This is a genomic window from Achromobacter sp. MYb9 (assembly GCF_002975275.1).
Lineage (GTDB): Bacteria > Pseudomonadota > Gammaproteobacteria > Burkholderiales > Burkholderiaceae_B > Achromobacter.
This window is the reverse complement of record NZ_PCOQ01000014.1, coordinates 92,451-105,211: the sequence shown is the minus strand read 5'-3', so window position 1 is coordinate 105,211 and position 12,761 is coordinate 92,451. Positions and strand designations below refer to the sequence as shown.

The window sequence follows — 12,761 nt, the reverse complement described above, 5'->3', positions numbered from 1 at the left end:
AACTTGCCCCACCCTGAACTGATCGCCCGGCCCTCATTTGAATCCCGCTGATCTTCCCTCCTGTCGACCCTGGGTGTCGTTCCAGTCGGTCTTCGGCCCGCTGGACCTGAACGCCGAACATCCCCTCGCGACAGGCGGCGACCGCCACATTTTCCAGCACCCCCATGCCCCTTCGCTGCTGGTCAAGGTGATGGACATGCGTGCCCGCGCCATTTATCTGGAAGCGCGGCCGTTCAAGCGCTGGTACAAACAGTACCAGCGTGAAAGCGCCTACCGCGTCTACCTGAACGAAATATCCGAATATGTCACCACGACCACCCGCCCCTCCGGCGTGTGGCAAGTGCCCATGGCGCGCATCCTGGGGGTGGCGCAGACCACGCTGGGGCTTGGCCTGCTGGTCGAGAAAATCACGGATCCGGCGGGCGATATCGCGCCCACCGTGGCCGACCTGGCCCGGCAGGGCAAGGTCGACGACCATTTTTTTGGACAGCTGGACGAATTTTTCGAAGACCTGGCCGACGCCCACGTCGTGTTGCATGACGTGTCGGCCAGCAATATTGCCTGCGGCCTGAACGCCGACGGCAAGCAGGGCCTGTATCTGATCGACGGATTCGGGGTGCTGCCGCTGGTGCCGCTCTACGCGTGGAGCAAGTCGCTGAACCGCAAGCGCATCGCGCGCAAGTACAAGGAAATGCGCGAATCCCTGGAGAAGCGCATACAGGACACGGGCAGCGCCTAGCGCATGCCCGGCCGAGGGTCCTCGGGCAATACGATGCCCTGGCGGTCCACCCACACATAGTCGTGCCCGGCGCGCTGGCCGCGCCGCAGCGGATTGCGCGTGCAGACCGCGGCGTAGGCGGGGTCCACAAAACGATAATGCAGATGTTCGTCTCGTCCTGGCGGGATGCCCAGGCGTGTCGTGCAGATCAGGAATTCCGGCGAATCGCCCACATCTTCGACATAGAGCGCGTCGGGGTCGAAGCGGCGCGCGTCCCACTCGGGCACCTTCAAGCCCAGCGACCGGCACAGCAGCGTCTGGCCCGCGCACAACCGCGACGGCGGACGTGGCTGGCCTTGCGCATCCGGATTCAGTTGCTGCATCCGGGCCAGGGCATCGGGCCCCGACCGCGCGTCCGTCCAAGGATGGGCGGATTTGATCAGTACGGCGTTGCCGGGGCCCGCGGCGCTGAAGTTCAGCGAGTCGCCGCCCCGCGCGTAGTACATGTAGATGACGCCGCCATCCATGAACAGCGCCCGGCGCTTGTGGGTGTAGCCCAGCGACGCATGGCTGCCCTTTTCTTCCAGGTAGTAGGCTTCGGTTTCGATGATGCGGGCCGACAGCCACAGGCCGTCCTGGCGATGGCGGATGACCTTGCCCAACAGATCCCGCGCCAGCTCGGCGGCATCGCGATTGAAAAAAGCATCGGGCAACGCCAGCGCGGCGTTGCCCGATGTCTGGATGGAGGCTGCCATCGCCGCAGGCGCCGTGTCAGGCGAAGCGTTCGCCGTAGCGCTTTTCGCTGAAGCCCACGGTGACTTCGCCATCCGGCGTCACCGTGACGGGGCGGCGAACCAGCGCGGGATATTCCGCGATCAGTTGGCTCCATTGCACATCGGTGTGCGCCGTCTTGCGGTCTTCGGGCAGGTTGCGCCACGTCATCGACGTGCGGTTGACCAGCTTTTCCCAGCCACCGACCTTGTCCGACCAGGCTTTCAGCGTGGCCGCCGGCACCGGCTGATCGCGATAATCCACGAAAACGTGCTCGACGCCGTGCGCCGACAGCCAGTCGCGCGCCTTGATGCAGGTGCTGCACTTGGTCAGGCCGTACAGGGTGGTTTGTTGCTTCATTTGGGTTCGGACTCCTTGCGCCATTGCAGGCGGTTGGCCAGGATCACGCACGTGCCCACCGCAAGGATGAACAGGGTGGCAAGCGCGTTGATCTCGGGTTTCAGGCCCAGCCGCACTCGCGAGAACACTTCCATCGGCAGCGTGCTGGAACTGGGACCGGACAGGAACGACGCCAGGACGACGTCATCCAGCGACAGCGTGAACGACAGCAGCCAGGCCGAGGCCAGCGCCGGCGCGATCAGCGGAAGCGTAATCTTGAAGAACACGGTAATGGGCGTGGCGCCCAGGTCCAGCGCCGCCTCTTCCAGCGACCGGTCCAGGTCGCGGATGCGGGTCTGGATGACGACGGCCACGAACGCCATGCACAGCGTCACGTGCCCCACCCAGATCGTGAAGATGCCGTTTTCGGCCGGCCAACCCAGGCTGCCCCGCAGTTCCACGAACATCAGCAGCAAGGAAATCCCCAGCACGACTTCGGGGATGACCAGCGGCGCGCTCAGCATGCCGACGTACAGCGAGAATCCGCGGAAGCGGCCCATGCGCCCCAGCACATACCCGGCCCACGTGCCGATGATGACGGCCGCCGTCGCCGTCATCGCCGCGATGCGGAACGACAGCCAGGCCGACCGCAGCAGCGCATCGTCGTTGAACAGCGCGTGATACCAACGGAACGAAAAACCGGCCCACGACGTGACGGTGGGCGACTCATTGAACGAAAACGCCATCAGGCTGACGATGGGCACATACAGGAAGAAATACCCCAGCCCCAGCACAACGGCGCGCAGTGTCTTGTTGGGCCCCTTCATTTGCGGCCTCCACTGCCTTGTTCTTGCTGCTTGACCTGGTTGTACTGGAAGTAGACCAGGGGCACGAGCAGCAACAGCACCATCACGCAGGTCACCGCCGACGCCATGGGCCAGTCGGCGTTATTGAAGAATTCGTTCCACATGACGCGGCCCATCATCAAGGTATTGGCGCCCCCCAGCATTTCGGGGATCACGTATTCACCCACCGCAGGAATGAACACGAGCATGGCGCCCGCGATGACGCCCTGGCGCGACAGGGGCACGGTGATCTGCCAAAACGCCTGCCAGGGCTTGGCGCCCAGGTCATACGCGGCTTCCAGCAGGCGCAAATCCATCTTTACCAGCGTCGCGTACAGCGGCAGGATGAAGAACGGCAGGTACGCATAGACCATGCCGATGTAGACCGCCACGTCGGTACGGTAGATTTCCAGCGGGCTGGAAATCAGCCCCAGGCTTTGCAGCAGATTGTTCAGCAGGCCGTCGTTGCGCAGGATGCCGACCCAGGCATACACGCGCAGCAGCAGCGACGTCCAGAACGGCAGGATCACGCCCAGCAGCAGCAGGTTGCGCACCCGCGGCGAAGAGCGCGCGATGTAGTAGGCGATCGGGTAACCGATCAGCACGCAGATCAGCGTGGTGATACCGGCGATCTTCACCGAGCTAAGGTAGGTCTTGAAATACAGGCTGTCGGTGAACAGCAGGATGTAGCCGCGCAGGTGCAGGCTGAACTGCACGGCTTCGTCCTTGAATTCCGCCAGCGCCGTGTAGGGCGGGATACCGAACGTCACTTCGGCGAAGCTGATCTTCAGCACCAGCAGGAAAGGCAGCAGCAGGAACAGCACCAGCCAGGCGAACGGCGGCACCACCGCCAGCGCCCGGCCCGACGGCAACCAGTCGCGGGGCGAAAACCGGATCATGACGCCAGCACCGTCGCGCTATCGGCGTCCCAGCTGACGAAGATCTCTTCGTCGATACCCGGGGCGTCCATCTGGGCCAGCAGCAGGCTGGGCACGCTGGCCTCGACCGTCTTGCCGGAATCCAGGCGGATCTGATACAGCGCGTAGCTGCCCATCCAGGCCATGTGGCTGACCATGCCGTGGGCCCAGTTGTATTCGCCGGCAGGTTGCTCGCGCGACACCACCAGGCGTTCGGGCCGGATGGAGACATGCACCTCCATGCCCAGCGGTTCGGAGACGCCATGGTTCACGAACAGCGGCCGCGTCAATTCAGCGCATTCGATCGCCACGTGGTCGGGTTCATCGACCACGATGGTGCCGGTGAACATGTTGGTCGACCCGATGAAGCTGGCCACGAAGCGCGAATTCGGGAACGCGTAGACGTCCTGCGGCGTGCCGCACTGAACGATCTGCCCTTCGGTCATGACGGCCAGGCGGTGCGCCATGGTCATGGCTTCTTCCTGGTCGTGAGTCACCATGATGCAAGTCACGCCGACCTGCTCCAGGATCTTCACGAGTTCGATCTGGGTCTTCTGGCGGATCTGCTTGTCCAGCGCCGACATGGGTTCGTCCAGCAGCAGCAGCTTGGGGCGCTTGACCAGGCTTCGCGCCAAGGCCACGCGCTGCTGCTGGCCGCCAGACAGCTGGTTCGGCTTGCGGCGCGAATAGCCCGCCATCTGGACCAGGTCCAGGGCTTCGAACACGCGGTCGTGGATTTCAGCGCGGTCCACGCCTTCCTGCTTCAGGCCGAACGCCACGTTGGCTTCGACCGTCATGTGCGGGAACAGCGCATACGACTGGAACATCATGTTCACGGGGCGCCGGTACGGCGGCACGCTGGTGATGTCTTCGCCGTCCAGGAGTATCTGCCCGGACGTCGCTTCCTCGAAACCGGCCAGCATGCGCAGCAAGGTGGATTTGCCGCTGCCGGAGCTTCCCAGCAGCGCGAAGATCTCGTTGCGCTTGACGGACAGGTTGACGGAACGCACGGCGACCACATCGCCAAAAATCTTGACCACATCGGAGACCCGGACGAACTCGTCCGGGTCGACCGCATGCGGCGCCGAGTAACGGCTATCGCTCATGATGACTTATCTTCCAGACTTCAGCTCGGACCACATCCGGTTTTGCAGGCGTTGCACGTTCAAGGGCAGCGCCTTGATCACGTACAGGGTCTTCGCGACCTCGGCCGGCGGGTAGATCATGGGGTTGTCGGCCACGTCCTTCACCACGTACTGGCGCGCCTCTTTGTTGGCGTTGGGGTAGAACATGGTGTTGGTGATGGCCGCATGGACCTTGGGCGTTTCAATGTAATTGATGAACGCCAGGGCCTCTTCCGGATGCGGGGCATCCTTGGGGATGACCATCAGGTCGAACCACGCGGGCGCGCCGCCCTTCGGGATGAAGTAGTTCACTTCATACGCCTTCTTGGCTTCCTGCGCGCGCTTCTTGGCGATCATGACGTCGCCCGAAAAGCCGTAGACCATGCAAAGGTCGCCGACGGCCAGTTCGTCGATGTAGCCCGACGAACTGAACTGGCGGATATACGGACGGATCTGCTTGAGCACGCCCAGCGCAGCCTTGTAGTCGTCGGGATTGGTGCTGTTGGGATCCTTGCCCAGGTACTTCAGCACTGCCGGGAACACCTGCGCGGCCTCGTCCAGCATCGAGATGCCGCATTCTTTCAGCTTGGCGGCGTTCTCGGGCTTGAAGATCATGTCCCAACTGCCCAGGTCGACGTTGTCGCCCATGATCTGCTTGACCTTGGTGACGTTGTAGCCCAGGCCGTTGGTGCCGTAGCCCCAGGGGATCGCGTGCTCGTTGCCGGGATCGACGGTCGCCACCAGCGCCATCACTTCCGGGTCCAGGTACTTCCAGTTCGGGATCTTGGACTTGTCCAGCTTCTGGAACAGGCCGGCCTCGATCTGGCGCGAGGCGTAATGGGTGGACGGGACAACGACGTCGTAACCCGACTTGCCGGCCAGCAGTTTGGCCTGCAGCGTGTCGTTGCTGTCGTAGACGTCATAGCGGACCTTGATGCCGGTTTCCTTTTCGAAACCCGGAATCGTGTCCGGCGCCGTGTATTCGGCCCAGTTGTAGACGTTGACGACCTTGTTCTGCGCGACCGCCGACGATGCCGATGCCGCGACCAACACCGCGCCTAGCGCCCAGCGCATTCCCGCCCTTAGTTCCATTACGAGCCCCCTTGCTGTATGCCGTGAGTGTCAGGACTACCAAAAGGCGAAATCATAAAGCCTTTTGGCGGTCGGCCGCCCAACTTCAGGGGATCTTCGATGCAATTGGGGCCCGATGACGGCAAACGGGCGCCCCGCGCCGGATCAGGGTTGGACGCCGACGCCCCATGCCGTCCAGTAGCTGTCGCGCAGCTTCATCCAGAAGCGATCGCCTTCTTCTCCCGCCACTTTGACCAGCGACCGGCGCAGGCGGTCCAGGTTGGCTTGACGCTGCCGATCCGACAACGCGCCCTGGGTGCCGCGGTCGAAATCGATCAGCCAGACCCGGCCATCGCCCCCGATCAGGATGTTGAAGGCATTCAGATCGGCGTGCCACACACCGGCGCGGTGCATGCGGACGATGGCGTCCGCCACCGCGCCCCACAGCGGCTCGGCCAGCGCGTGGGCCAGGGGCTGCACGCCGGGGATCCGTTCGACCACGATGGCCGCCCGGTAGATGGGGCCCTGGCGCCAATACGCGGCGGCCAGCGGCGCGGGCACGGCCAGCCCCTGGGCGCGCATGGCGGCCAGCAATCGGTATTCGCGGAAGCTGCGCGTGCGGTCTTCGCCGTTCCAGAGATAGGCATCGCGGCTGACGCGGGCGATCATGCCGCCACGACGGTAGCGGCGCAGCACGCCCTGCCAGCCCTGGCCCTGCACGAACCACGCCGCCTGGCGGCCGCCAGCGTCCACGGGACGGGCCCGGTCGCCATAATGCGCCGGGTTGAAGATTTCCGGGCCCGATCCGGCCAGGCGGGACGCGTCGCTGAGCATGGCGCCGCCAAGCGGCCCTGGCCAGGACTGACGCTGGGCGCCATTACGGGGATCGTCAGCCTTCACGGTTGCGCATCCAGTCGGCCACGCCGTAGAACGATTCCAGCAGCCGCTCCACCAGCGGCGGGGCAATGCCCTGATCTTCCATGGCGCGCCCGATGCAAGTCACCCACTGGTCGCGCTCGACCTCGCCGATCGAGAACGGCAAATGGCGTGCGCGCAGGCGGGGATGGCCGAAGCGTTCAATATAGTGGTCGGGGCCGCCGAAGTACCCGCACAGGAACCAGAACAGCTTGTCGCGCGCCTGGTCCAGGCTGGGCCCGTGGGCAGCGCGAAGCGCCTTAAGGTCGGGCTCCATGTCCATCAAGTCGTAAAAGCGGTCGACCAGCGCACGCACGCCGGGCTCGCCGCCAAGAAGGTCAAAAACGCTGCGGGTGTTTTCCACGGGTTCAGTAATGGTATGGACGCGGGACGTCATCAGGTTTCTCGAAGGGTGACCAGGGGCGGCGTGCGCAACACGCCGCGCAGGGCCAAGGCGCCGCCTGCCCAGGCGCCCAGCATACCCGCGCCGATACCGGCCAGCCACGGCCAGAGGCTGAGGGTAATGGTGAAATCGAACACCTGGGTTGATAAAACCCAAGCGATCGCGGTGGCGCCGGCGGCCGCCAGCAGACCGGCCAGCCCGCCCACGGCCCAAAGCTCGATGCGCTGGGACCGCGCCAGTTGGCTGCGCGTGGCGCCCAGCGCTCGCAGCACCGCGGCTTCGCGCATGCGCTCGTCGCGGGTGGCCGTCAGCGCCGCCGACAGCACCAGCACACCGGCCGCCAGGGTGAACAGGAACAGCAGCTGAACCGCCTTGCCCACTTCATTCAGCACCGATTGCAATTGCTGCAGGATGGCGCCCACGTCGAACACGGTCAGGTTCGGGAACTCGCGCACCAGCGCGGGCAGCACTGCCGCCTTTTCAGGCGGCAGGTAAAAGGAAGTGATCCAGCTTTGGGGCATGTCGGCAAGCGCGGCCGGGGTCAGGATGGCGAAAAAATTGACGCGCATCGTATCCCAATCCACGCGCCGGGTGCTGGACACGGCCGCCTCGACCTGCTGGCCGGCCACATCGAAAGTCATCTTGTCGCCCAGTTTCAGGCCCAGCGTCTTGGCCAGCCCCGATTCCAGCGACACCTCGGATGAGCCCGGCGCCAGCCAGCGGCCTTGCTCGATCTTGTTGGTCGACGGCATTTCGTCGCCATAGGACAGGTTGAACTCGCGGTCCACCAGCCGCTTGGCGCGCGGTTCTTCGTAATCATCAGGGCCGACGGGCTTGCCGTTGATGGCGATCAACCGCCCGCGCACCATCGGCGACAACGCGATGCGGCCCAGGCCCTCGCGGGTCAGCGCATCGGTCACGGCCTGGCGCTGGTCGGGCTGCACGTTGATCAGGAAGCGGTTGGGCGCATCCGGCGGCATCGTGCGCTGCCAGCCGTCGATCAGGTCGGTGCGCGTCATGGTCAGCAACAGCAACGCCATCAGGCCCACCGCAAGCGCGCAGACCTGCGTGATCGTGGCGGCGCGCCGGCGCACCACCCCGGCCAGCGCGAAACGCAGCGCGGGCAGCCCCGAAGCCAGCCCGCGCAGCCGCGCCAGGCCCAGGATGCACAGCCACGCCACCAGCGCGAATACGGCGAAAGCGCCCAGAAAGCCCCCGGCCACCACGCCACCCAGCTTGGCGTCGCCCGCGAACCACCAGATCAGCAGGGCAAAGCCCGCGGCGCCCAGCGCGTAGCCGAAGGCGCTGCGGGCGCTGATCGTGTCGGCGTCGCGGCGCAGCACCCGGGCCGGCGGCACATGGCGCAACTGCGCCAGCGCGGGCAAGGCGAACCCCAGCAGCAGCAACAGGCCGGTCAGCACGCCCTGCAAGGCGGGAATGGCGGACGGCGCGGGCAACTGCGTGTCGATCAGCGACCCCAGCAGCATCACCAGCACCTGGTGCACCGCGTACCCCAGCAGGCAGCCCGCGGCGGACGAAAACAGGCCGACCAGCGTGAACTCCAGCGTCAGCATCCGCGACACCTGCGACTGCACGGCGCCCAGGCAGCGCATGACGGCAATGCCGTCGCGGTGCCGGGTCATGTAGCGGCCGGCGGCCAGCGCCACGGCCACCGCGGAAATCAGCACGGCCAGCAACGCCACCAGGGACAGGAAGCGCTGCGCGCGGTCCAGGGTGCGGCGCACCTCCGGCCGGCCGGACTCCAGCGTGGCAACCTTCTGGCCGCGCTTCAGATTCTGGTTGAGCCAGGCCGAATATCCGGCCACGGCGTCCGGCTGACCGGCCACCAGCATGGCGTAGCCGATGCGGCTGCCCGGCGCGATCAGGCCGGTGGCCGGCAGGTCGCTTGCGCGCAGCAGCACGCGCGGCGCCACATTGACGAACTGCATGCCGCGGTCCGGCTCGTAGGTAATCACGCGGTCGATGCGCAGGTGGGCATCGCCCACGTTCAGGGTGTCGCCCACTTTCAGGTTCAGCAGCGACAGCAGTTGCGCGTCCACCCAGACGGCACCCTCGGCGGGAATGTCGCGGGTGGGCGCATCCGGGGCGAAGGGCGCTTCGGCCACGCGAAGGGCCCCGCGCAGCGGATAGCCCGGCTCCACCGCCTTCAGCGCCGCCAGTTGCGCGCCGTCGCCGGCCCCGACCATCGACGGGAACTGCCAGGTGCTGGAAAGCGCCAGGCCGCGCTCGCGCGCCTGGTCCAGGAACGCGGCGGGCACCGGTTCGTCGGCGTCCAGAACCAGATCGGCGCCCAGCATCTGCCCGGCGTCGCGTTCCAGCGCCCGGCCGACCCGGTCGGCCAGGAAGCCGACGCTGGTGACGGCAGCCACCGCCACGACCAGCGCCAGCACCAACAGGCGCAGCTCGCCCGCCCGGGCATCGCGCATCATCATCCTGGCGCCCAGGCGCAGGGTGGACCAGAAACCGGGGCGCTTGGCCTGTGACATATCAGGGAAATCCATCATTCATCAATGTTAACTAACCGCCTATAAGGCGTCCGAATCCCGATATCATCCCGGGGCGGGAGGCAATGCCGCCCATCAAGATACCTAATACCGGAGAAGACAATGCGTAAATCCTGGCTTGCGGCCACGATTCTGGCCGCCTGCGCGGCCGCCACATCCCTGCCCTCGGCAGCCCAGACCACCCTGAAGATGGCCTACGCCCTGTCGACCTCGTCGCACTACGGCGCGGGCGCCGAAGCCATGGCCAAGTCCATCGAGGCCTCGTCCAACGGCAAGTACAAGGTACAGCAATTCGCCAACAGCGCGCTGGGCGGCGAACGCGAAGTCATCGAAGGCCTGCAGATCGGCACCATCGACCTGGCCATCGTTTCGACAGGGGCTACCCTCAATTTTGTTCCCGAGACTGGGGTTTTCGATATCCCCTTCCTGCTGCGCGACCTCCAACACGCCCGCGCCGTGCTGGACAGCAAGATCGGCCAGGACATGTTGGCCAAGTTCCCCAGCCGCGGCATCATCGCCCTGGCCTGGGGCGAACAGGGCTTTCGCCACCTGACCAACAACGTGCGCCCGGTCAAGACCCCGGCGGACGCCAAGGGCCTGAAGATCCGCACCACGGAAAACCCCATCCACATCACGGCTTTCCGCCAGATCGGCATCCTGCCCACGCCCATGGCCTGGCCTGAAGTGGCCACGGCCCTGCAGCAAGGCACCATCGACGGCCAGGAAAACCCGCTGTCGGTGATCACGTCGGCCAAGCTGTCGCAAATGCAGAAGTACCTGTCGCTGACCGGCCACGTGTACGGCCCGGCGCTGGTGTTGATGTCGGCCAACGTCTATGACGGCCTGTCGGCCGCCGACAAGGCCAACTTCGACAAGGCCGGCAAGGAATCCGCCATGGCGATGCGCGCCTACGTGGACAACATCGAGAAAACCGGCGTCGAACAGCTGAAGAAGGAAGGCATGCAGGTGTCCGAAGTGGACCGCGCCGCCTTTGCCGCCGCAGTCGAGCCCGCCTACCCCGAGTACTACAAGAAGTTCGACAAGAAGCTGATCGACTCGATCCGCGACACCAAGTAAGCGGCATACGCCCCACCCGGGCGCCATGCCTTCAGGCGGCGGGATTGTCGTCCCGCTGCCTGCCGTTTTCCACCCTGTGCGTTTGACGCCATCGGGATTCATCATGCGTTTGCTCTGCGCTTTCGACCGCGGCCTGTTCAAGCTGGTCTCGGTTCTTGCCCAACTTCTGCTGGTAGCCGCCGCGGCTGCCGCCTTCTATCAGGTCATCGCCCGCTTCGTGCTGCATTCGCCTGCCGACTGGAGCGAGGTGCTGACGCGCGCCCTGCTGATCTGGACCGTGCTGCTGGGCGTGGCCCTGGCCTTCCGCCATGGCGCCATGATCAGCGTGGAATTGCTGCGCAACCTGCTGGGCGGCACGAAGCGCCGGGTGCTTGAAGCCATCATCGGGCTGATCTGCGCCAGTTTCCTGGGCTTTTTGGCCTGGATCGGCGGCAACATGACCTACCGCGTGCGCTTTCAGACCGTGCCCAGCCTGGATATCTCGATTTCCTGGATCTATCTGGCGATCCCCGTCGGCGCGACGCTGGCCGCCATCGCCGTGCTGGCCCGCTGGTGCGCCGGCGAAGAAGACGACGTGCCCGTGCGCAACGACGCGCAAGGCTAAGCCGCCCCAACGAACCTACGCAGCAGATATCGCCATGTCCCAAATAATGATTGTCTCGATGCTGATCTTCTTCGGGCTGTCCGTGCCGGTCGCCGTGTCGATCGGCCTGGCCAGCCTGGCGGGCGTCGGCACCGCCGGCCTGCCCTGGGTGGTGGTTGCCCAGCAGTTGTACGCCGCGCTGGACAAGTACCCGTTGGTCGCCATTCCCTTCTTCATCCTGGCCGGCAACCTGATGGAAGCCGGCGGCATTTCCGAACGCATGGTGGAATTCGCCAAGAGCGTGGTGGGCGGCATCCAGGGCGGCCTGGCCTGCACCTGCGTGCTGACCTGCATGATCTTCGCAGCAGTGGCCGGCTCCAGCGTGGCGACCACGTTCGCCGTGGGCGCCATCCTGATCCCGGCGATGATCCGCCACGGCTACCCGGCGCCGTTTGCCGCGTCGCTACAGGCCAGTGCGGCCGAATTGGGCGTGATCATTCCACCGTCGATCCCGATGATTCTCTACGCCGTATCCACCGACACGTCGACCGGCGAGCTCTTCATTGCCGGCGTGATGCCCGGCATCCTGATCGGCGTCGCGCTGATGTTCTACGTGTGGTTCTACGCCAAGCGCAACAACCTGGGCAAGCGCGACGGCGAAGGCCGCCTGCCGCTGTGGCCGGCGTTCAAGAGCGCCTGGCTGGCGTTGATGATGCCCGTGATCATCCTGGGCGGCATCTACGGCGGCGTGTTCACACCGACCGAAGCGTCGGTGGTGGCCGTGATGTACGCGGTGGTGGTCGGCAAGTTCATCTACCGCCGCCTCAGCTTCAAGCAGTTGTCCGTGACGCTGCACAAGTCCGTGGTGTCCACCGCCGTGATCATGTTCGTGATCGCCAACGCCGGCGTCTTCAGCTTCCTGCTGAACCGCGCGGGCATCCCGGATGCGCTGGGTACGTGGCTGTCGCAGATCTTCGAAACGAAGTTCTCGTTCCTGATGGGCGTGAACGCGGCGCTGTTCCTGATCGGGATGTTCATCGAAACGTCGGCATCGATCGTGGTGCTGGCCCCGTTGCTGCTGCCGGTGGCGATGAAGTTCGGGGTGGAACCGGTGCACTTCGGCATCATCATGGTGGTGAACCTGGCGCTGGGCATGATCACCCCGCCGTTCGGCGTGAACCTGTTCGCCGCTTGCGCGGTGGCCAAGCTGCCGCTGGAGCGGATAGTCAGGCCGCTGATTCCGTTTGTCGGGGTGGTGATTGTCTGCTTGATGGTGATTACCTACTGGCCGGGACTGTCCTTGGGGTTGAGGGATTTGGTTTACGGGAAGTGATGGGGGGATTCGTAGGTCGTGGTCAGCTTTTTATGCGACCGATGAGCGCTTCGTAGGTCGCCCATCGGCGGGGGCGCCATGGCCACTCGCGCCCCCGCCGACGGGCTGCCGTCGTCTTGGTTTGGTCCGCTGTTAGGGGT

At 65.2% G+C, this 12,761-nt stretch carries 13 protein-coding genes; 4 read left to right on the top strand and 9 right to left on the bottom strand.

Going from position 1 to position 12,761, the window contains the following annotated elements:
- Positions 1-37: 37 nt before the first annotated feature.
- Positions 38-739, top strand: coding sequence for a PhoP regulatory network YrbL family protein (locus CQ050_RS19735; RefSeq protein WP_233214168.1), 702 nt, complete (start codon positions 38-40; stop codon positions 737-739).
- On the opposite strand, the gene CQ050_RS19730 is transcribed toward CQ050_RS19735, so the two are convergent.
- The 9 genes from CQ050_RS19730 to CQ050_RS19690 form a co-directional block, all read right to left on the bottom strand.
- The gene (locus tag CQ050_RS19730) at positions 736-1,473 is read right to left on the bottom strand and encodes a DNA-3-methyladenine glycosylase (protein ID WP_105558515.1); all 738 of its coding nucleotides are present in this window, start codon (positions 1,471-1,473) and stop codon (positions 736-738) included. The genes CQ050_RS19735 and CQ050_RS19730 overlap by 4 nt on opposite strands.
- A 16-nt stretch (positions 1,474-1,489) precedes the next feature.
- A complete protein-coding gene (locus CQ050_RS19725; RefSeq protein WP_105558514.1) occupies positions 1,490-1,849 on the bottom strand; it encodes a Spx/MgsR family RNA polymerase-binding regulatory protein in 360 nt (119 codons plus the stop codon).
- Complete coding sequence (locus tag CQ050_RS19720) at positions 1,846-2,655, bottom strand: ABC transporter permease subunit (protein ID WP_105558513.1); 810 nt, start codon at positions 2,653-2,655, stop codon at positions 1,846-1,848. Before CQ050_RS19720 ends, CQ050_RS19725 begins: the two co-directional genes overlap by 4 nt.
- Positions 2,652-3,572, bottom strand: coding sequence for an ABC transporter permease subunit (locus CQ050_RS19715; protein WP_105558512.1), 921 nt, complete (start codon positions 3,570-3,572; stop codon positions 2,652-2,654). Before CQ050_RS19715 ends, CQ050_RS19720 begins: the two co-directional genes overlap by 4 nt.
- Entirely contained in the window at positions 3,569-4,696 is a 1,128-nt protein-coding gene (locus CQ050_RS19710) for an ABC transporter ATP-binding protein (RefSeq protein WP_105558511.1), read from the bottom strand. Before CQ050_RS19710 ends, CQ050_RS19715 begins: the two co-directional genes overlap by 4 nt.
- Before the next feature lie 6 nt (positions 4,697-4,702).
- On the bottom strand, positions 4,703-5,806 hold the full coding sequence (locus CQ050_RS19705; protein WP_105558510.1) for a polyamine ABC transporter substrate-binding protein: 1,104 nt from the start codon (positions 5,804-5,806) through the stop codon (positions 4,703-4,705).
- Between the two features lie 144 nt (positions 5,807-5,950).
- Positions 5,951-6,685, bottom strand: a complete 735-nt coding sequence (locus CQ050_RS19700) for a 3-deoxy-D-manno-octulosonic acid kinase (RefSeq protein WP_105558509.1) — start codon at positions 6,683-6,685, stop codon at positions 5,951-5,953.
- Positions 6,675-7,097: a group II truncated hemoglobin gene (locus tag CQ050_RS19695; protein ID WP_199196873.1), complete on the bottom strand. Its 423-nt coding sequence runs from the start codon at positions 7,095-7,097 to the stop codon at positions 6,675-6,677. The genes CQ050_RS19700 and CQ050_RS19695 overlap by 11 nt, the downstream gene beginning before the upstream one ends.
- Complete coding sequence (locus tag CQ050_RS19690) at positions 7,097-9,628, bottom strand: ABC transporter permease (RefSeq protein WP_105558508.1); 2,532 nt, start codon at positions 9,626-9,628, stop codon at positions 7,097-7,099. Before CQ050_RS19690 ends, CQ050_RS19695 begins: the two co-directional genes overlap by 1 nt.
- 102 nt (positions 9,629-9,730) lie before the next feature.
- Here CQ050_RS19690 and CQ050_RS19685 point away from each other — a divergent pair, with 102 nt between their 5' ends.
- The 3 genes from CQ050_RS19685 to CQ050_RS19675 all read left to right on the top strand — a co-directional run bounded on the left by CQ050_RS19685 (position 9,731) and on the right by CQ050_RS19675 (position 12,621).
- The gene (locus CQ050_RS19685) at positions 9,731-10,705 is read left to right on the top strand and encodes a TRAP transporter substrate-binding protein (RefSeq protein ID WP_105558507.1); all 975 of its coding nucleotides are present in this window, start codon (positions 9,731-9,733) and stop codon (positions 10,703-10,705) included.
- A 103-nt stretch (positions 10,706-10,808) separates the two neighbouring features.
- The gene (locus tag CQ050_RS19680) at positions 10,809-11,309 is read left to right on the top strand and encodes a TRAP transporter small permease (RefSeq protein ID WP_105558506.1); all 501 of its coding nucleotides are present in this window, start codon (positions 10,809-10,811) and stop codon (positions 11,307-11,309) included.
- 34 nt (positions 11,310-11,343) lie between these two features.
- Positions 11,344-12,621, top strand: coding sequence for a TRAP transporter large permease (locus tag CQ050_RS19675; RefSeq protein ID WP_105558505.1), 1,278 nt, complete (start codon positions 11,344-11,346; stop codon positions 12,619-12,621).
- The last annotated feature ends 140 nt before the right edge of the window (positions 12,622-12,761 follow it).